Here is a 19,938-nt window from a genome sequence, read left to right on the forward strand (position 1 = left end):
GGCACTATGATACAGCGTCGGCCACGCCGGCTTGGCCCCCTCGGGCTCGCGCCGCTGTTGATGGCGGGCGGTTGCGTGAACGTCACCGCGCCGGACAAGCCGATCGTCATCAACCTCAACATTTCGATCACCCAGGAAGTGGTCTATCGTCTCGACAACAAGGCGAAGGCCATTATCCAGGACAATCCGGGGATCTTCTGATGCGAACGTTGCTTCCTCTCATCGCCATGGCGACCTCGCTCGTCGCCGTCCCCGCCATCGCACAGCGCGACCCTGCCTATCAGGCGGCGCGGGAACAGGGCTTGGTCGGCGAACAGCCCGACGGCTATCTCGGCATCGTCGGCACGCCGACACCCGAGCTCCAGCGGATCGTGAACAACATCAACATCCAGCGGAAGCGGCAATATACGCAGCAGGCGGCGGCGAGCTCGACTGTCGAGCAGATGGCGTTCGTCACCGGCTGCAACCTGATCGCGCGCACCGTGCCGGGCGAGAAATATCGTGCGCCCGACGGCCGCTGGCTGACCCGCGGCAATGATGATCCGGTGCGCGACGCGCGCTGCCTCTGACCAGCACGGCGCGCGGGCCGGCGCGTGCCGATAATGGCTAGACCATTCTGACGCACGCGGCGCCTGCGTCGCACCGCGGCGTAGTCGCACGTCCTGCCGATCTGCCCATGCGGCGCCGTGGCAAATTTGCATCGCTCCCACGATCTTTCCAATTAATTTGCTTTGGTCTGGCCAGAGGTTGCTTGACGGTCGGGCCAAAAGGTGAAAGTTACCGCTAACAGACGCGACCATGACAAAAGATGGCGCCGGTTAGCGAGGGGAACTGATGGTGCGAATATCGCGTGCGATCAAAGGCGGCGACGCCAGCTAGCGTCGAGCTGCGACAGACCCGGCGCGACCAGGCCGAATGGACAGGCCAGCACCGCCGGCAACATCCAAAACCAGAAACAACGACGCCATCCAAAACGGGGGCGCGATCATTCGAGGGGATCAGACATGCATTCCAACACCAGCCGCATTCGTTCGATTCGCGCCGCCCTGTCGTGCGCGACGATGCTGAGCATGACCTTCGCCGCCGGCGCATGGGCGCAGACCGCACCGGCCGCGCCGCAATCGACCGAAGCCCCCGCCGCGCAGGGCGCCGAGCAGGAAATCGTCGTCACCGGCTATCGCCAGAGCCTTGCCAAGGCGGTGGATGCCAAGCGTGAAGCGACCGGCTTCATCGATTCGATCTTCGCGGAGGATATCGGCAAGTTCCCGGACACGAACATCGCCGAATCGTTCAACCGCATTCCCGGCATCACGATCACCCGCGACGTGACGGGCGAGGGTGTGAACGTCGCGATTCGCGGCCTGGGATCGAACTTCACCAACGTCACGCTGAACGGCGCGCCGATCGCGGTCGCCTCCTCGGGCGCGACCGACGCGCAGGGCACCGACCGCTCGGTCGACCTGAGCTTCTTCCCGACGGACCTGTTCACCAAGCTGACCGTCAACAAGAGCTACACCGCCGACCTGCTGGAAGGCGGCGCGGCCGGCAATGTCGACCTGCGGTCGGCGCGGCCGTTCGACCGTGCGGATTCGTTCGTCGCGTATAATATCCAGGGTTCGAACCAGACGCCCGAGGACAAGATCGGCGTGCGTGGATCGCTGATCGGCAGCTGGCGCAACGACACCGTCGGCATCCTGGCGGGCGTTTCGGCCCAGCGGCTGTTTACCGACACGCGCGGCTTCGAGACGATCGGCTATACCAACCCGGCGCTCACCGCCGCGCAGTGCGGCGCGACCTCGGGCTGCAACAGCACCGGCGGCGGCAACTGGACGATCCCGGCGGTGGTGCCGGCCGGCGCTGGCGCGGGCCTGGTCGCCGGCACGGTGATCGACCGTGACTTCCTGCTCGCCAACAATCCGGGTGCGACGATCGAGCAGATCGACAACGGCCTGCTGCCGCGCCTCGGCCGCAATACCAGCATCCGCGGCCCGCGCGACCGCGTCAACGCGATCGTCAGCGCCGAATGGCGCCCGTCGGACACGCTCAATTTCTATGTCGACGGCCTGTATGGCTACAAGAAGAACGAGCTGATCCGCGAAAACGTCGCCTGGATCGTGCGCAACGGCGCGCTGATCCCGACCAACCTGACGTTCGACAAGGAAGATTGCAGCGCGGGCTGCACCGTCACCGGCGGCACCTTTGCCAATGTTCAGTTCTTCAACGAATTCCGCCCCTATACCGAGACGACCGAGCTGTTCAGCGTCAATCCGGGCGGCATGTGGGAAGTGTCCGACACGCTGAAGGTGAACCTGCAGGGCAATTATGCGCGGTCGACCTTCCACCGCGAAAGCCCGACGGTGGGCCTCACCACGCCGCTCGGCCAGGGCGCGACCGTCACGTTCAACACCACCGGCGGCATCCCCGAGATCACGAGCAGCCTCGACCTCAACGATCCCAACAATTTCGGCTGGAACGCGGGCAGCCGCGTCAACATGCAGGACGAACGCCGCCGCAACGAGAGCAAGGGCATCCGCGGCGACGTGACCTGGGGTGAACGCGCGCTCAACCTGAAGGTCGGCGGCGCCTATGACAACATCTCGCGCCGGATCCGCGGTTTCGACAATACCGGGCCGTGGCAGAACGCGACCTGCGGCAACAATCCCAGCATCTATGTGCCCTCGCCCAACTCGCAGCCGCCTTGCCAGGGCCTCGATGCGCCGGGCGCGGCGCCGGCCGGCTATCCGACCTATCCGGGCTATGGCACTGGCTACACCGCCGGGCAGACGGGCACGGTCACCTATGGCGGATCGCTGATCCCCAACAGCGAGGCACCCAATTATCTGATGCCGGGGCCGGCCGGCTTCGTGACGGTCGACTGGGATGCATTCCGCAAGGCGAGCAACTACGACTTTTATCACGACAATGCGCCGGAGAGCGGCGGCACCAACACCGGCGCCAGCGGCGGCTTCATCCGCGAGATCGCGAAATCGGCATTCGCGACGATCAACGGCGAGCAGGAACTGGGCGGCAACATGCTGCGCTTCAATGCGGGCGTGCGCTACGTCAACACGATCCAGACGATCGAAGGCCGCGTCTCGATCGCAGATCCGCGCAACAGCCCGGCCGGGGGCGGCACGCTGCCCGATGGTTCGCGCTATCCGAACGTGGTCAACATCGTCTCGACGCGCAACGAATATACCAAGTGGCTGCCGGCTGCGACGGTTGCCTATGACGTCGGCTCCAACGCGGTGGTCCGCGTCGCGGCGTCGCGGACGATGACGCGCCCCGATCCGGCGGCCCAGCTGCCGGGCGTCAGCTTCGGTGCGCCGTCGGCCGATCAGGCGAGCATCGGCAACCCGGCGCTCAAGCCCTATCTGTCGAACAATATCGATCTCGGCTTCGAATATTATACCGGCCGCGAGGGCGTGATCAGCTTCAACGCGTTCCGCAAGTCGATCGAAGGCTTCACCACCACCTCGATCACCACGGTGCCGTTCAGCGCGCTCGCGCAATATGGCATCACCTATGACACGCTGAACCCCACGCAACAGATCGCGATCAACTCGCGCGGCGGCCCGACCGTGGCCGAGGTGCAGGTCACGTCGCAGATCAACGTCGACAACAAGCTGAAGATCAACGGCCTGGAATTCCAGTGGGTCCAGCCGCTCGACTTCATCACCGAGAAGTTCGGCGTGCGCGGCTTCGGCTTCAACGCCAACGCGACGCTCGTCGACCAGACCAGCGACGGTGCGGCAACGGCGTTCGGCGTTTCGCCCTTCACCTATAACGTGACCGGCTATTACGAACGTGGCGGCGTGATGCTGCGCGTCGCCGTGACCTCGCGCGAAGGCTCGCAGAACAGCGGCACGGCGCAGAACGGCATCCCGGCGGCGGCGCTCTATGGCACCACCTATACCACCTGGGACTTCTCGTCGGCGTTCGACCTCGACAAGCTGCTGGGCGTTCGCCACGCGCCGCAGCTGACGATCAACGTGTCGAACTTCACCGATGCGACGCTGCGTTCCTACTTCCAGTTCGAGAATGCGACGTTCACCCAGTACAAGCCGGGTCGCCAGGTGCTGATCGGTCTGCGCGGCAGCTTCTGATACCCTAGTGCCGGGCCGCTCGTCAGACGGCCCGGCCTTCCGCGTCCCAGCGGACTCCCATCCCCGCCGCCGGGACGCGGATTTTCATGCGGTATCGTGCGTGCGCCGTGCCGCGATCCAATCGCGACCGGGAGAATGACGATGAACGATACCCATGCCAGCATGTCGCGGCGCACGCTGCTTGCCACCGCCACCGGCGCCGCGCTGCTCGCGCCGCTGGCATCCGGCGCGGCCGCCGCCGCGGCCGATGCTGCCTCCTTCACGCTGATCGCCAACGGCCAGCCAGCCGACATCCTGATCGATGCGGCGGCGGATTCGGCGATCGGCCATGTCGCGACGAGTTTTGCCGACGATCTGGAACGCGTATCGGGCCGCAAGCCGCGCGTGCTGCGCGGCGAACCGGGGGCCACGCGCGGGCCGCTGGTGATCGTCGCCGACGTCGGCCGCAGCCCGATCGTTGATCGTCTGGTCGCCGCCGGCACGCTTTCGGTCGACGATCTTCGCGGCCAATGGGAAGCCTATCGCCGCGTCGTCGTGCGCAATCCGTTTCCGGGCGTGCGCGAGGCGCTGGTCGTGCTGGGATCGGATCGGCGCGGCGCCGTGTTCGGCACCTATGACCTGTCCGAGCGGATGGGCGTTTCGCCCTGGTACTGGTTCGCCGATGTGCCGGTGTTGCGCCGCCGCGATGTGACGCTGGCGGTGCCGACTGCGCGCGAGCAGCCGGGCGTGCGCTATCGCGGCTTCTTCATCAACGACGAGGATCCCTGCCTCAGCGGCTGGGCGAAAAAGGCGTTCGGCGGCGTCAACTCCGCGATGTACGCGCATGTGTTCGAACTGCTGCTGCGGATGAAGGGCAATTATCTGTGGCCGGCGATGTGGGGCAAGGCGTTCGCTGACGACGATCCCCGCAGCATGGTGCTGGCCGACGCGATGGGCGTGGTGATGGGCAATTCGCATCACGAGCCGATGCTGCGCGCACAGGCCGAATGGCATCGCAACAAGGAAGGCGGCGTGACCGGCGGCGCATGGGACTACACCCGCAATGCCGAAAATCTGCGGACCTTCTGGCGCGGCGGCATTGAGCGGATGATGTCGAAGGGCGACGGCAAGGGCTATGAATCGGTCGTCACGATCGGCATGCGCGGCGACGGCGACGAGGCGATGGCCGAAGGGACCGCGACGCAGCTGCTCGAACGGGTGGTGCATGACCAGCGCGCGATCATCGCCGACGTGACCGGCCGGCCCGCCGAGGCGCAGCCGCAGGTCTGGGCGCTCTACAAGGAAGTGCAGGATTATTACGACCAGGGCATGAAGGTGCCCGACGATGTGATCCTGCTGTTCGCGGACGACAATTGGGGCCAGATCCGCCGACTGCCCGGCGCGGGCGACCGCCGCCGCAAGGGCGGGCAGGGCGTCTATTATCATTTCGATTACGTCGGCGTGCCCCGCAACTACAAGTGGATCAACACCAACCAGATCGAGAAGGTCTGGCAGCAGATGGACCTTGCCTATCGCCACGACGCGCGGGCGATGTGGATCGTCAATGTTGGCGATATCAAGCCTATGGAATATCCGCTGGGGTTCTTCATGGCGATGGCCTGGAACCCGGAAGGGGTGCAGCCCGACGCGCTGGCCGCCTATCCGCGCCGCTGGGCCGAAGCGACGTTCGGCCCCGGCGAGGCGGCGGCAATCGGCGAGATGATAACCGCGTACAGCCAATATGCCGCGCGCCGGAAACCCGAACTGATCGATCAGGACAGCTTCCCGCTCGGCGGGATCACCGAGGCTGGGCTCGACGGCGGCGAATTCGGGGCGCTGGTGGCGCAGTGGGACGCGCTGGAGGCGCAGATGGCGACGACGCGCGCCCGGCTGCGCGCCGACCAGCACGATGCCTATTACCAGCTGATCGAACATCCGATCAGCGCGATGGCGAACCTCTATCGCCTCTATTACGCCGCCGCGTGGAACAAGCTGCTCGCCTCGCGCAACGATGCCCGGGCCAATTACTTCGCCGATCAGGTGGAGGCGACGTTCAGGCGCGATGCCGAACTGACCGAGCGCTATCATCGCATCAACGGCGGCAAGTGGGACGGCATGATGGCGCAGGTCCATATGAGCTACGTCATCTGGAACGATCCCACCCGGCAGTCCATGCCGAGCATCAGCCGGGTCGGCGGCGACACGCCGGCGGATCGCCAACGGCCGGCGCCGACATTCGTCGCGCCCAGGGCAGCGCGGGCGGGCGTGGCCGCGATCGAGGCCACGGCGTTCGCGCGGCGGAGCGACGCAAAGGGGCTGCGCTGGGTGACGATCCCGCATCTGGGCCGGACGGCGGGCGCAGTGGTCGCGCTGCCGCAGGGGCAGCCGGCGACGCGCGTTTCGGACGGGATCTGGCTCGATTACGATGCCACCGTGTCCGTGGCGGGGGACGGCGAACTGACGCTCTACCTGGTGCCGACGCTCGACACGTCGGGCGGGGGCGGCGGCCGGATCGCCGTCGCGGTGGACGATGGGCCGGTGCAGGAGCTGCGCGTCGAACTGGAGGCGACAGGCGGCGCGCAAGACACGCCGGGCAAGCGGCGCTGGGCGCAGGCGGTGTGCGACAATGCGGTGCGCCTTTCCGTTCGCACCGGCCCGCTCCAGGCGGGGCGTCACCGCGTGCGGGTGTGGCGGATTGACGACAATGTCATTCTCCAGAAACTGGTGCTGGCTACGGTGCCGGTGTCGCCATCCTATCTGGGCCCCCAGTCGTGAGGAGTGGCCTTACCAGTTCTCCGAACTTGACAGGCCAATCTGACGCGGCCAAGAAATTCCTGGTTCGAGACGGCCTGTTTTTCAGAGGATTCGCATGAAGATTCAATCCGCCAAGGTGATCACCACCTGTCCAGGCCGCAATTTCGTGACACTGAAGATCGAGACCGATCAGGGCGTGTACGGCATTGGCGATGCGACGCTGAACGGGCGCGAGCTGGCGGTGGTCGCCTATCTAGAGGATCATGTGATCCCGTGCCTGATCGGCCGCGATCCGAGCCGGATCGAGGATATCTGGCAATATCTGTATCGCGGTGCCTATTGGCGGCGCGGGCCGGTGACGATGCGGGCGATTGCCGCCGTCGACGTGGCGCTGTGGGACATCAAAGCCAAGATGGCGGGCATGCCGCTGTACCAGCTGCTCGGCGGCAAGAGCCGCGAGCGCGTGATGGTCTATGGCCATGCCAACGGATCGGACATCGACCATACGGTGGAATCGGTCGGCCGCTATATCGACATGGGCTATAAGGCGATCCGCGCGCAGACCGGTATTCCCGGCGTGAAGGATGCGTATGGCGTCGGCCGCGGCGACCTGTATTACGAGCCCGCCGATGCCCGGCTGCCGAGCGAAACCGGTTGGGACACGCGCAAGGCGCTGAACACGGTGCCGAAGCTGTTCGAGAAGCTGCGCGAAACCTATGGCTTCGACCATCACCTGCTGCACGACGGGCATCATCGCTACACGCCGCAGGAGGCGGCGAATCTGGGCCGGATGCTCGAGCCCTATCAGCTGTTCTGGCTGGAGGATTGCACGCCCGCCGAGAACCAGGAGGCGTTTCGCCTGGTGCGCCAGCACACGGTGACACCGCTGGCGGTGGGCGAGATCTTCAACACGATCTGGGACTGCAAGGACCTGATCCAGAACCAGCTGATCGACTATATCCGCGCGACGATCGTCGGTGCGGGCGGCCTGACCCATCTGCGCCGCATCGCCGATCTCGCCTCGCTCTATCAGGTGCGGACCGGCTGCCACGGCGCGACCGACCTGTCGCCGGTGACGATGGGCACGGCGCTGCATTTCGACAGCTGGGTGCCCAATTTCGGCATCCAGGAATATATGCGCCATTCGGAAGCGACCGACGCCGTGTTCCCGCACGATTACCGGTTCGAGAACGGCTATATGTATTGCGGCGAGACGCCCGGACACGGCGTCGATATCGACGAGGAACTGGCCGCCAAATATCCGTACAAGATGGCGTGCCTGCCGGTCGCGCGGCTCGAGGACGGGACGATGTGGAACTGGTGAGCGCAAGGCGCGCCGGCCCGTCGCGGCTGGGCGCGCATGGGGGTCAGCGCTTGCGCAGCGTGAGCGTGTCGAGCGGTTCGCCGGTGGCGGTATAGGCCCGATAGGTCAGCGTCGTCGGGGTGACGTCGATCACCTGATAGCTCTGGGTATGCGCGGCCGTTTTGCGTGCCCAGTCGAGCTTGCCGACATCGTACATCTTCGGGCCGGCGACCGCGACGACATAGGTGGCGCCGCGATCGTCGGCGGCCGGTCCATCCGGGCCGACCGCGCCGCGGGCATAGCCGTGATCATGGCCCTGCAACACCAGATCGACCTTGTACTTGTCGATCAGCGGTTTCAGCGCAGCACGCACCTTGGGATTGTCACGGTCGGGATCGCTCGAGAAAAGCGGGAAGTGGAGGAAGATCACCGTCCAGCGGCTGGGGTTGCGGGCGAGAAGTCCCTCCAGCCACGCGACGGTCGCCGCCCGGCCCTCGGCATTGCGATCGAGTTGCGGCGCATCGACCGAGATCAGGCGCAGGCCCTGATAGTCGGTGTACCAGTTGGTCTCCGCGCCTTCGGGTACGCCGGCCGGGCCGTTGTCGGGCAGGGTGAACTGGCGGCGCCACTGGCCGGTGAGCGACGATCCGGCGCGGGCCGAGGGATCCTTCACATATTCATGGTTGCCCGGCGTCGGCATCTGCGGCGTCTGCGCATAGACAAAGCCGCCGGCGGCGAACCATTCGCCCCATTCGCGATCGGCATTGTGCCGGTTTACCAGATCGCCGGCATGGATCACGAATGCGGCGTCGCCCGCCTGGCGAAAGGCCATGCGCAGCGTGCGCGAGGCTTCGGACAGGATCGCGTTCTGCATGTCGCCCATGTAGATGAAGCGGAACGGCTGTGGCGTTGCGGCGGCGGTGTGGAACTGGAACCATTCGGACCAGTGGACACCGTCGCCGACGCGATAGGCATAGACTGTGTCAGGGGCGAGCCCGGTCATCACCGCCGAATGATAGGCGGCGCGGAAACCGGCCTGTTCCTGCACGTCGAGCGTGGCGTCGTCGGTGGTCGCGGCCACCGTCTGCGGCGCCTTCACAAAGTCGGGGCCGGGAGTGGCGCGGGCATATTGGACGATCCCGGCGGTGCCGGGCGCGCTGCGCCACGTCACCGCCATTTCCGTCGCGGGCCTGGCCGTGAGGTTGAGGACGATCCGTTCGGGGACGATGCTGGCGGGCGCCAGCGCGTCGGGGACGTCCTGCGCCGCCAGCAGCATCGGCAGCGCGAGGACGGACAGGGCAAGGGCGAGCCTTCGTTGCATCGGGCGCTCCTTCAGAAGATCAGGTTGAAGCCGAGCGAGATGCTGCGGCCGTTCTTGATGTACGCGCGGCTCGCGCCCTGGCTGGACGACACCGTCTGCCAATAAGTGTGCGAATCGAACAGGTTCTGCACCTGAAGCTGGATCGAGGATTTCTTCAGGAAGGTTCGGCGGAAGGTCAGGTCGACGAACTGATAGCCCTGTTGATAGGGATCGTTGCCGAAGTCCTGGATCCCCGACAGGATCTTCGACTGATAGTTCCACGCGCCATAGACTTCCCAGCCGTCGCGTTCCCAGAATAGCTGGAGATTGGCGATCGTCTCCGGCGTCTCCATCAGCGGCAGCGTATAGCCTTCGGGATGCCAGGACAGGCCGGTCACCGCCTTAGAGCGCTGGAGCGTCAGATTACCGCCGATGCCGAGCGAGCCGAGCACGCCGGGCAGCCAGTGGAGCAGCTGCTGGCCGTTGAGCTCGATGCCGTAGACTTCCGCCCATTTGCCGTTGTTGGGCATCGAGATCGCGACGCCCTCGGGATTGACGTTCTCGCCGACGGTGCCGTTGCGGATGTTGCTCGACGAGGATCGGAACAGGAAATTCTCGATCTGCTTGTAATAGATCGCCACCGAATAGGCGCCGGTCCGGCCGGCATAATGTTCGAGCGACACGTCGATATTGGTCGATCGCAGCGGTTTCAGATCGGGATTGCCCTGTTCGATGCCGATCAGCACCCATTCGCTCGTCGGATTGACGACGCCGTCGCCGTCCGGATCCTGATCGTAGCTATAGTTGCGGGCCGAGCTCATCCGGGCGATGTCGGGCCTCGCGAAGCTGGTCCACACGGCGCCGCGCAGCCGCGTCTGCTGGCTCAGATCGTAATTGACGTGGATCGAGGGCAACCAGTTGTCGAAGCTCGAACGATCATTGGCGAAGCGCGTGCCGCGCACCGGATCGACATTCCAGGCCTCGATCGTGTTGCGGGTCGCCTCCAGCCGGACGCCGCCGATGATCTGGACGTTGCCCAGCCGCGCGGTCGCCATCGCATAGCCCGAGATCACCCGCTCCTCGAAGCGGAAGCTGTCCTCGTCGGACAGGGTGGCATTGGACGGATCGACCGCGAAGCCGTCGAACACCGAACTTTCGCCCTGCTCGGCGCGCTGAAGCTCGGCGAGCATCGCCTCGTTGTCGATCGTGGTGCCCAGCCGGTAAAGCCCCGAATAGGCGCCGCCGAACAGGCTGGTCACTTCCTTGCCGTAGAAATCCGAGAAGTCGGCCAAGGTGCCGCTGGCGTTCAGATCGAGGAACGACCCTTCATAGGTACGCCGGTGCGAGTCATAGAATTTCGCGCCGGCCTTCACCGCTTCCAGCCAGCCGCCATCGGGCCGCCATTCAGCGTTGAACTGCGCCTGCCACAGCTTCTCGCGGCTGCCGCCGACTTCGCCTTCGAGGCCGTTGAACGCATATTGCGACGGATCCTGCACGGCAGTGAGGCCGGCATCGTTGAGCAGCCATTTGGGGAAGCGCGAATCTTCCGAGCTGCTGAACAGCACACCATTGTTGCCTAGCCAGCCATATTTGTCGCTGCGGAACTCCATCTCGTAGCCGTCGTCGAGATTGTCCTCGGACTGTGAATAGGAGACGTCGTAATCGACACGCAGCGTGCCGAACCGCGATTCACCGCCGAAATTGGCCGAGGCCAGGCTGCCGGTCTCATTCTCCGCCTCCCAGAAACGGCGAAGGCGGAAGCCCTGCGGATCCCAGGTGCCCGATCCGCCGAACAGGCTGTAGAAGGATTTGGACGAGCGATCGGCATCGGTGATCCGCCCGTCGCGATCGCGGTCGACGATCTGGGTGACGCTATAGCCATAGATGCGGCCGAGCTTGGCATCATAGCCGATGATATTGTCGTCCGGCTGCTTCAGCGAACTGTCTTCGGGATCGACCTGCACCAGCCGGGTCGAGTTCTTGGACGTATCGTTGCGGAAGTTCAGCCGGTTGAGAAACTGCTTCTTGCGATAGCGGTTATACTGGCCGCGCAGGTGCAGGTCGTGATCGTCCGATCGGAAATCGACGCTCGAATTGACGCCCCAACGGCGGACATCGGTTTCGCCAACGCCGAGATCCATGCCGCGCATCACGAACCGGTTGGGATCCCAGCCCAGCGTCTCGCTGTCGGCATACCAGGTGTCGGGCTGGTTATCGCCATCGACACCATTCTGTTCGAACTGCGACTTGCGCCGGCTCCAGCTCGCCGCGACGAACACGCCGAGCGAGTCCGAGAACTGGCGCGACGCGGCGCCGGAAATCTGGCCGGACATCGGGCGATCGAACTTGTCGAGCATCCCGCCTTCAGCCGACAGCCGGAAATAGGTGGGCGTCTGATCGAACGCGGTCGGCGTCGAAATGTCGACCGACCCGCCCAGCGCATCGCCGTCGCGATCGGGCGTCAGCGACTTGTAGACGGTGATCTCCTTGATGCCGTCGGGCGGCAGCACGCTGAGCCGCACGCCGCGATAGAAGACGTCGTCGCGCGAGCCGGCGCCGCCCAATCGCACGCCATTGATCGAATAATTGTTCAGCTCGGTTGAAAGCCCACGCACAGTGATGCGATCGCCCTCGCCGGTGTTGGGATCGCGCACGGCATTGACGCCGGGCATGCGCGCCAGCGATTCAGCGACATTGTTCGCAGGCAGCTTGCCCATATCGTCGGCGCTGACCGTATCGGAGATGACGTCGGTCCTCCGCTTTTTGGCGAGCGAGCGCTGGACCGCCTCGATATAGCCGTTGACGACGATCTCCTCGGGGCGCGTCTCGTCCACCGGATCGGGCGTGCGGGACTGGTCCGCCATGTGCTGCGCCGGCGACGATGCGGACTGCGACTTGGCGGCGGCCGGACGAGGCTCGGCCGGCCGGCCCGGGCGCAACACGAAGGCGCTGCCCTGACGCACGACGTCGAGCCGGGCATCGCCGAGCAGCTGCTTCAGCGCCCGCTCCGCCGACATGACGCCGTGAACCGCATGGCTGTTACGGCCGCGCAGCACATCGGGCGAGGCTGCGATCTGAAGGCCGGTGGTCTTGGAAAAGGCGCGGACCGCACTGGCGAGATCCTGCGCCGGAATCGCGAAGGTGAAGCTGCGTTCGCCCGCGACCTGTGCCCGCGACGGTTCGACCCCGGCCGCAACGACCGCGCACGCCAACGCCAGCGCCGAAACACCGGCGCCGTACTTGAAATTCGGAAACATGGACCCCCTCGTTCTGCTATCGTGAACTGCCCGAGAGACGGCAGGATCGGCGAAACCCGACAAAATATTTATGTTACTGAAAAATTACATCAATTCTATTCTTTGATGACAAGGCGCCACAACTGGCGTGCGCCGTCAGCGTGACAGTAAATAGCCGTTCGGATCGCGTTCGAGGTGCAGATCATGGATCGCTGCGACCGCGCGGAGCGCCTCCTCCGGCGCGTCGAGCCGGAAACGGCCGGTGACCTGAAGATCGCCGAGCACCGGTTCCGCGAGCCGGATCGGGACGGGCGAGGTGCGGTTGAGATGCGCCACCAACTGGCGGACGGGCGTGTTGCTCGCATCGAACCAGCCCTCGGCCCAATCGGGGCGAGTGCCGGTGACTTCGTCGAGCGTGCGCGCGTTGCTGCCGCGCACGGCGAGGCCCGAACCAGCGGGCAGGCGCCATTCGCGGCCAGCGCCCGCCGCAACGCTGACGGTGCCGCGATAGACGCGGATCACCTGCTCCCCGTCGAGCCGATCGACGTCGAACGCGGTGCCCAGCACGCGCACGCGGGTGTCGCCTGCATCGACGGCAAAGTTGCGAAGCCGTTCGTGCGCGACGTCGAAAAAGGCCTGGCCGCGTTCCAGCGTCACCTCGCGCGACCAGGGCGTCAGCCGCACCGCGATCTGCGCGCCGGGCGCGAGCTGGACATGCGAATGATCGGCCAGCTTCACCTCGCGCATCGCATCGCGCGGCGCAGCATAGCGGATCGGCGCGCGCAGCATCGCCGGCACCGCCACCAGCAGCAGGATCACCGCGGCCAGCGCCGGGATCAGCCGTGCGGCGTGGCGCCCCGTTCCGCCGAGCCCGCGCCACCGCGCCAGCGGGTGCGACCGCGCAGAAGGCTCGACAACCTCGCGAAGCGCGCGCGTCAGACCGTCCGCCTGCCAGAGCTGCGCCATCCGGGCATAGCGCTCGACATGGTTCGGGTTCTCGAGAATCCAGCGATCGAAGGCGGCGGCCGTCTCGCTATCCTGCACGGGCATCGCCATGCGCTGAACCCATAGCGCCGCCGCTTCGTCCATTGCGTGAAGATCGGCGGACGTCACAGGGCCTCCTCGATATCGATGCCGGCCCGGGTCATTGCGCGGCGCAGGTCCTGAAGACCGCGCGTGATATGCTTCTCGACCGCCTTCGGCGTCAAGGAGAGTGCTTCACCGATCTCGCGGCAGCCCTGATGGTGCAGGCGACGGCGAACCAGCACCTCGCGGCGGAGCGGGGGCATGCTGCGCAGGCACCGCTGGAACACCGCCACCGCCGTTCGCGAATCCAGCACGCGATCGGGCGAGGGCGCATCGCTCTGCCATTCGGTGTCGAGATCGGCGCCGAACCGGGTTTCGCGGCGGTGGAGATCGACCAGCAGATTGTCCGCGATGCGAAACGCCAGTGCCATGATGCTACCGATCTGCTCGGTCTGGGCGAGGTGCATCAGCCGGGCCAGCGTTTCCTGCGCGACGTCTTCCGAAACGTCACCGCGACCAGCGCGATGCTGGGCATAGCGAAGCACCGCGCGGCGGATGCCCACCCAGTCGCGCGCGTCGTCGTCGGTCATGGCGCATGCTTGAACCACGCCGGCGCCCTAGCCATGCCATGTGACACTTTGGGGAAGTGTCCTGCGCCCGCCATCCCGTCATCCGGGGAGCGCCGTCTGAGGGAGAAATAGCAAGACAGACCGTTTCGGAAGCGTTGCAATTACAGCGACCGTCGTCGAATGGCATTGTCCTGGCGCGGTTGTTTCGGTGAATGATAATCGCACGATTGTGAATAGATCGGTGATCAAGTGTCATTTGGTCTATCAATATCGTAATCTTACATAGGCCTGATCTGTGCTAAAAATCACAGGGCACGAAATTTACTCGTGATGGCAAGTTCATCTGCCAGTTTAACTATAATGCGGAAAGGATAGCTTGGAAGGGGGCAGCAATGGCTTGCCTGCACGAAGCGCCTGGGCGTGTGTGCGTGCGGAGATGTGCTCGGTTGCGCCGGGCATCGTTCGGTTGCCGCGATGCGGGGCCGGGCGGGATTGCTTGGCGCGGGCGCGGGCTTCGGCGAGCCGCCCGGATTCCAGGCAGCATGATCCGGCTTGAACCCGCTGGATATCACATCAACCTCGCGGCCCGTGCCCGGGCCACTCTGTTCTGACTGAAAGGAAACTGGTCGTGCATTGGTTTCGGGCGAATGCCCCCATCCGCAAAAAGCTGTCAGTCGTCTTCATCACGATGACGACGCTGCTCACCGCAACCGTGATCGTCGGCGTTCTGGCGCCGCAACCCTATGCCGGCATCTTCGGCGTCGTGACGATCGCGACCTCGATCGTGCTGGGTTGCCTGTTCCGATCGGCGATCGCCGATCCCTATGTCACCACCGTGCTGCGCATGGAGGGACTGGCCGATGGCGATCTCGACAGCCCGATCCAGTTCACCGACTATACCGATTGTGTCGGCCGGCTGACCCGCGCGATGAAGACGTTTCGAGGCATGGCGGTCGATCAGAAGGAGGTCGTTTCGGCGCTGCGCCCGGTGCTCGAACAGCTTTCGCGCGGTGATCTGACGCGGACGATCGATCAGGAATTCCCGCCGGCCTATGTCGAGCTGCGCAGCTTCTACAATCAGGCGGTCGAGCGGTTGCGCGACGTGATCGGCGAGGTCGCCCAGGTGGCGTCAGGCGTGGCCGAGGGTAGCCAGGAAATGTCGGCAACGGCCGAGCAGCTGTCGCAGGGCGCGACCGAACAGGCCGCGTCGACCGAAGAGGCATCGTCGGCGATGGAGCAGATGGCGGCGACGATCAAGCAGTGCGCCGAGAATGCGGTGCAGACCGAGAAGATGGCGCGAGAATCGGCCAGCCACGCGATCGCGAGCGGCGAGACCGTGCGAACCGCAGTGTCCGCGATGCAGACGATCGCCGAGAAGATCATGGTGGTGCAGGAAATCGCCCGCCAGACCGATCTGCTGGCGCTCAACGCCGCGGTCGAGGCGGCGCGGGCCGGCGAACATGGCCGCGGCTTTGCGGTCGTCGCATCCGAAGTGCGCAAGCTCGCCGAGCGCAGCCAGGCGGCGGCGCAGGAAATCTCGTCGCTCTCGTCGAACACCGTCGCTGCCGCGCAGACCGCCGGCGAGATGCTGACCAAGCTGGTGCCGGATATCCAGCGCACGTCCGAACTCGTCGAGGACATCGCCGCCAGCCAGCGCGAACAGTCGATTGGCGCCGGGCAGATCAACACCGCGATCCAGCAGCTCGACCAGGTGGCGCAGCAGAACACCAATGCCGCCGAGGAACTGGCCTCCACCGCCGGGCAGCTGGCGTCGCAGGCCGAGCAGCTCCAGAGCTCGCTCAGCTATTTCACGCTCGACGGCACCGCGCGCGGCCGGCCGCAGAGGGGGGGAATGCCCAGCCGATCGCGGATCGAAAAGGCGATCGCCAAGAGTGCACCGCAGATGCGGCGCGGCGGCGGCGACAGCTTCAGCTTCGATCTGGGCGAAGACGGTGATTCGCTCGACTCGCAGTTCGTCCGGCGATCGGCCTGATTGCGCGCCATGAGGATGAACTCGATTGCCAACGGGACGCGGCGGGATGGCAAACAGCCCGCCGCAGCCGCCAGGCCACCGGCGATACTCAGATGCTGCTGACCGCCGACCGGCTGAGCACCGAGAATTTCAACCGCATCGCGACGCTGGTGACCCGCCACGCCGGGATCAAGCTGCCCGAAACCAAGCGGTCGATGATCGAGGGGCGGGTGGCGCGGCGTGCGCGTGAGGCCGGGTTCGCTTCGATCGGCGCCTATTGCGACTTCCTGGCCGATCCGGCCAATCTCGCCGCGGAGGCGCGTCACCTGGTGGATATTTCCACCACCAACAAGACCGACTTTTTCCGCGAGCCGCGCCATTTCGATTTTCTGCGCGAGGTCGCACTGCCGGCGCTGTTGCGGGCGCGCACGAGCGGTGCGCCGCTGAAATTCTGGAGCGCGGCGAGTTCGAACGGAGCCGAGGCTTATACGCTGGCGATGGTGCTGTCCGAGGCGATACGGGCGGGCGCGGCGTTCGATTTCCGCATTCTAGGCACCGACATCGCCAGCACGATGATCGCGGCTGCGCGCCAGGCGGTCTACCCGGCGGCGATGATCGAGCCGGTGCCGGAGCCGATGCAGCGGCGCTATACGATGGAGAGCCGCTCGGCCGGGGATGCCCGCGTGCGTATCGTCCCGGAATTGCGGTCGCGGGCGAAATTCGCTGAGCTCAACCTGATGGACGCCCATTACCCGTATGATCGCACGTTCGACGTGATCCTGCTGCGCAATGTGCTGATCTATTTCGAGCGCGACGTGCAGCATGCGGTGATCCGGCGGCTCTGCACCCATCTTCACAAGGGCGGCTATCTGCTGCTCGGCCATTCCGAGTCGATGATCGGCGTCGAGGTCGGGCTGAAGCAGGTAGAGCCCGCCGTCTTCCAGGTTTAGCGATGCCGGATACGGGCCTGATCGCGCGCGATCGGCGCAATGCACGCGATCCGCGCAAGGTGCGCGTGATGATCGTCGACGATTCGCCGTCGGTGCGGATGGGCCTAGCCGCGATCTTCGAAGCCGATCCGCGGCTGGAAGTGATCGCGATGGCATCCGACCCCTATGTCGCGGCCCAGCGCATGGCGAAGGAACTGCCCGATGTGCTGTTCCTCGACATCGAGATGCCGCGGATGGACGGGCTGACCTTTCTTCAGAAGATCATGGCGCAGCGCCCGATCCCGACCGTGATCTGCTCGACGATCGCCACCGAAGGCAGCGACGTGTTCCTCAAGGCGCTCGATCTGGGCGCGGTCGAGGTGGTGGCGAAACCGGTGCAGAATTCCGCGATGGCATTGCGCGAACAAGGCAAGGCGCTGTGCGACATCGCCTGCACCGCCGCGCGCGTGCAGTTGCGCGGCCGCCGCCAGCCGCCGATCACGCTCGACGTTCCGCCGAAGCTGAATGCCGACTCTGTCCTTGCGCCGCGCCCGCCGCGCGCGGTGCCCAAGACGGTGCCGGTTGTCGCCATCGGCGCATCGACCGGCGGCACCGACGCGATCGGCCAGGTGCTCCGGGGACTGCGCGATTGCCCCGGCATCGTCATCGTCCAGCACATGCCCGAACATTTCACCGCCGCCTTCGCGCGCCGGCTCGACATGGAGTGCGACATCGCGGTGAAGGAAGCCGAGGATGGCGATGCGGTGCTGCCGGGGCGCGCGCTGATCGCGCCCGGCGGCCACCATATGGCGCTGGTGCGGGTCGGTCAGAACTACAAGGTGCGGGTGTTTGACGGACCGCTGGTCTCGCGGCATCGCCCCTCGGTCGACGTGCTGTTCCGCTCGGTGGCGCAACAGGCCGGCGGAAACGCGCTCGGCATGTTGCTGACCGGCATGGGTGATGACGGCGCGACCGGGCTGCTCGAGATGCGCGAGGCGGGCGCACGTACCATCGCGCAGGACGAAGCGAGCTGCGTCGTGTTTGGCATGCCGAAGGAGGCGATCGAGCTCGGCGCGGCGCAGAAGATCGCGCCGCTTGGGAGGATGGCGGCCGAGATCACCGGGTTCGGCAATCGCCCCGCGAAATCCGGCTGAGGGCCGGCCGAGGTTTTTTGCGCGGGCGTCATCCCGGCGTCCCCGATATGTCATCAAAGCGTATCGACCGGTTTCTAGCGCGCGCTTTCATGAGCGGGCGCCGGACGGGAAACGCAGGGACGATCGAATCGGGCTGGGCGCGGCTGCGCAACCAGATCGCGCGGATGACGCGGCGCGACGATGCGGAGGATCTGCTGCACGATGCCTGGATCGGGCTCGCGGAGCGGCGCCCCGACATCCGGAATCCCGAAGCGCTGATCGCGCGCAGTGCCGCCAATCGCGGGCTCGACGCCTATCGCCGCGAGCGCCGGATGGGGGCGATGCTGGTCGCCGATGGCATCGCCACCGAGATGATCGCCGATTTCCGGCCGCGTCAGGATGATGTGCTGATCGCGCGCCATCGGCTCGAACGGTTGCGCGGCGGCGTCGAGCAACTGAGCCCGCGGACGCGCGAGATATTCTTGATGCACCGGCTCGATGGCCGTAAATATCGCGAGATCGCGCAGGCGCTGGGCATCAGCCAGAGTGCCGTCGAAAAGCACATCGCCAGGGCGATGGCCTATCTGACCGAGTGGATGGAGCATTGGTGACGTGATCTTCCGCAGTGAGCCGGAAAATGTGAACCGGCAGGCGGGGGACTGGCTGGCGCGATTGCACGCGGATGATCGGACGGCCGAGGACGAGGCGGCATTCCGGAGGTGGCTGACGGCCGATCCGTTGCACCGCGACGCCTTTTCGCGTGCATCGACGGTGTGGGACGCGGTTGGCGGGCTGCGCGACGACACCGTTTCCGAGGCGCCGGTTCCTGCGCTGGCGACAGCACGCATGTCGCGCCGGATGGTGCTGGCCGGCGGCGCCGCCGCGATCGTGGCCGGCGGCACGATGCTTGGCTGGCGCGAGGCCAATGCCGGCGTCTACACCACCGGCATCGGTGAGCAGCGCCGGCTGGTGCTTGCCGATGGCAGCCGGGTGATGCTCGATACCAACACGCAGGTTCGTTTCCGCGCGCGCGCGGATGTGCGGATGCTGGCGCTTCGCACCGGCCGCATCGATGTTGAAATCGCCCGCGACCCGCGGCCCTTTGTCGTCGACATGGGCGATCGGCGGGCGACGACGCGCGCCGGACGGCTCGACTTGCGCCGCGATGACAGGGGTGCCGCAGTGACCGCGATCCAGGGCAGCGTGCGGATCGATGCGCCCGGCGCGCCGGTATCGATTCCGCCAGGCAGCCGTATCGCGATGCAGGCAGGCCATGCCGACCGGCTGGATCGGCCTGATCTCGACGATCTGGTCGCCTGGCAGAGCGGCCGGCTCGCCTTCCGGGACGATACGCTCGCCGATGCCGCCGCCGAGATGAACCGATACACGCCGCACACGCTGATCGTCGCCGATCCGCGGGCGGCGGCGATGCGCCTAAGCGGCGTGTACCGGGTGGGCGATCCCGAGGCGTTCGCGCGATCGGTGGCGATCCTGTTGCCGGTCCGCGTCACTTCGGACGGCGAGACGATCCGGGTTTCGGCGTCGAGCAAAAAATAATTCCATCCGGGGGGTGGGGAAAACCCGTTGCCGGTCGTCGACAGGCGGGGCGCTCGCAGGGAGCGCGAAACGGG

14 protein-coding genes are annotated in these 19,938 nt (G+C 65.8%); 10 read left to right on the forward strand and 4 right to left on the reverse strand.

The window, feature by feature from the left end; translation table 11 throughout:
• The first annotated feature begins 6 nt into the window (after positions 1-6).
• The 5 genes from ACX40Y_RS05325 (at position 7) to manD (ending at position 8,163) form a co-directional block, all read left to right on the forward strand.
• A complete protein-coding gene (locus tag ACX40Y_RS05325; RefSeq protein ID WP_459118512.1) occupies positions 7-201 on the forward strand; it encodes a YnbE family lipoprotein in 195 nt (64 codons plus the stop codon).
• Positions 201-569, forward strand: coding sequence for a YdbL family probable chaperone protein (locus tag ACX40Y_RS05330; RefSeq protein WP_459118513.1), 369 nt, complete (start codon positions 201-203; stop codon positions 567-569). Before ACX40Y_RS05325 ends, ACX40Y_RS05330 begins: the two co-directional genes overlap by 1 nt.
• A 435-nt stretch (positions 570-1,004) precedes the next feature.
• Entirely contained in the window at positions 1,005-4,106 is a 3,102-nt protein-coding gene (locus ACX40Y_RS05335; RefSeq protein ID WP_459118514.1) for a TonB-dependent receptor, read from the forward strand.
• A gap of 141 nt (positions 4,107-4,247) precedes the next feature.
• Complete coding sequence (locus tag ACX40Y_RS05340; protein WP_459118515.1) at positions 4,248-6,860, forward strand: glycosyl hydrolase 115 family protein; 2,613 nt, start codon at positions 4,248-4,250, stop codon at positions 6,858-6,860.
• Between the two features lie 94 nt (positions 6,861-6,954).
• Positions 6,955-8,163: a D-mannonate dehydratase ManD gene (gene manD, locus ACX40Y_RS05345; RefSeq protein ID WP_459118516.1), complete on the forward strand. Its 1,209-nt coding sequence runs from the start codon at positions 6,955-6,957 to the stop codon at positions 8,161-8,163.
• 43 nt (positions 8,164-8,206) lie between these two features.
• Here manD and ACX40Y_RS05350 read toward each other — a convergent pair whose 3' ends face one another.
• The 4 genes from ACX40Y_RS05350 to ACX40Y_RS05365 form a co-directional block, all read right to left on the reverse strand.
• Positions 8,207-9,463 (reverse strand): purple acid phosphatase family protein, encoded by a 1,257-nt coding sequence (locus tag ACX40Y_RS05350; RefSeq protein WP_459118517.1) that lies wholly within the window; start codon positions 9,461-9,463, stop codon positions 8,207-8,209.
• 11 nt (positions 9,464-9,474) lie between these two features.
• Positions 9,475-12,699 carry a TonB-dependent receptor gene (locus ACX40Y_RS05355; RefSeq protein WP_459118518.1) on the reverse strand — a complete coding sequence of 1,075 codons (3,225 nt, stop codon included), beginning with the start codon at positions 12,697-12,699 and terminating at the stop codon, positions 9,475-9,477.
• 135 nt (positions 12,700-12,834) lie between these two features.
• Entirely contained in the window at positions 12,835-13,791 is a 957-nt protein-coding gene (locus ACX40Y_RS05360) for a FecR family protein (RefSeq protein ID WP_459118519.1), read from the reverse strand.
• Positions 13,788-14,294: an RNA polymerase sigma factor gene (locus tag ACX40Y_RS05365; RefSeq protein WP_459118520.1), complete on the reverse strand. Its 507-nt coding sequence runs from the start codon at positions 14,292-14,294 to the stop codon at positions 13,788-13,790. Before ACX40Y_RS05365 ends, ACX40Y_RS05360 begins: the two co-directional genes overlap by 4 nt.
• A gap of 607 nt (positions 14,295-14,901) precedes the next feature.
• Here ACX40Y_RS05365 and ACX40Y_RS05370 point away from each other — a divergent pair.
• The 5 genes from ACX40Y_RS05370 (at position 14,902) to ACX40Y_RS05390 (ending at position 19,864) form a co-directional block, all read left to right on the forward strand.
• Positions 14,902-16,266: a methyl-accepting chemotaxis protein gene (locus ACX40Y_RS05370; RefSeq protein WP_459118521.1), complete on the forward strand. Its 1,365-nt coding sequence runs from the start codon at positions 14,902-14,904 to the stop codon at positions 16,264-16,266.
• A 92-nt stretch (positions 16,267-16,358) separates the two neighbouring features.
• Positions 16,359-17,195, forward strand: a complete 837-nt coding sequence (locus ACX40Y_RS05375) for a CheR family methyltransferase (RefSeq protein ID WP_459118522.1) — start codon at positions 16,359-16,361, stop codon at positions 17,193-17,195.
• A gap of 2 nt (positions 17,196-17,197) precedes the next feature.
• On the forward strand, positions 17,198-18,328 hold the full coding sequence (locus ACX40Y_RS05380; protein ID WP_459118523.1) for a protein-glutamate methylesterase/protein-glutamine glutaminase: 1,131 nt from the start codon (positions 17,198-17,200) through the stop codon (positions 18,326-18,328).
• An 89-nt stretch (positions 18,329-18,417) separates the two neighbouring features.
• A complete protein-coding gene (locus ACX40Y_RS05385) occupies positions 18,418-18,918 on the forward strand; it encodes an RNA polymerase sigma factor (protein ID WP_459118524.1) in 501 nt (166 codons plus the stop codon).
• 1 nt (position 18,919) lies between these two features.
• Entirely contained in the window at positions 18,920-19,864 is a 945-nt protein-coding gene (locus tag ACX40Y_RS05390) for a FecR family protein (protein ID WP_459118525.1), read from the forward strand.
• The last annotated feature ends 74 nt before the right edge of the window (positions 19,865-19,938 follow it).

Source organism: Sphingomonas sp. RS6 (assembly GCF_054489705.1).

Bases quoted from the DNA above. Each gene is read 5' to 3' on its own strand.
- manD (WP_459118516.1), top strand. From the start codon at position 6,955: ATGAAGATTCAATCCGCCAAGGTGATCACCACCTGTCCAGGCCGCAAT.
- ACX40Y_RS05350 (WP_459118517.1), bottom strand. From the start codon at position 9,463: ATGCAACGAAGGCTCGCCCTTGCCCTGTCCGTCCTCGCGCTGCCGATG.
- ACX40Y_RS05340 (WP_459118515.1), top strand. From the start codon at position 4,248: ATGAACGATACCCATGCCAGCATGTCGCGGCGCACGCTGCTTGCCACC.
- ACX40Y_RS05355 (WP_459118518.1), bottom strand. From the start codon at position 12,699: ATGTTTCCGAATTTCAAGTACGGCGCCGGTGTTTCGGCGCTGGCGTTG.
- ACX40Y_RS05375 (WP_459118522.1), top strand. From the start codon at position 16,359: ATGCTGCTGACCGCCGACCGGCTGAGCACCGAGAATTTCAACCGCATC.
- ACX40Y_RS05365 (WP_459118520.1), bottom strand. From the start codon at position 14,294: ATGACCGACGACGACGCGCGCGACTGGGTGGGCATCCGCCGCGCGGTG.
- ACX40Y_RS05325 (WP_459118512.1), top strand. From the start codon at position 7: ATGATACAGCGTCGGCCACGCCGGCTTGGCCCCCTCGGGCTCGCGCCG.
- ACX40Y_RS05385 (WP_459118524.1), top strand. From the start codon at position 18,418: ATGAGCGGGCGCCGGACGGGAAACGCAGGGACGATCGAATCGGGCTGG.
- ACX40Y_RS05380 (WP_459118523.1), top strand. From the start codon at position 17,198: ATGCCGGATACGGGCCTGATCGCGCGCGATCGGCGCAATGCACGCGAT.
- ACX40Y_RS05335 (WP_459118514.1), top strand. From the start codon at position 1,005: ATGCATTCCAACACCAGCCGCATTCGTTCGATTCGCGCCGCCCTGTCG.
- ACX40Y_RS05330 (WP_459118513.1), top strand. From the start codon at position 201: ATGCGAACGTTGCTTCCTCTCATCGCCATGGCGACCTCGCTCGTCGCC.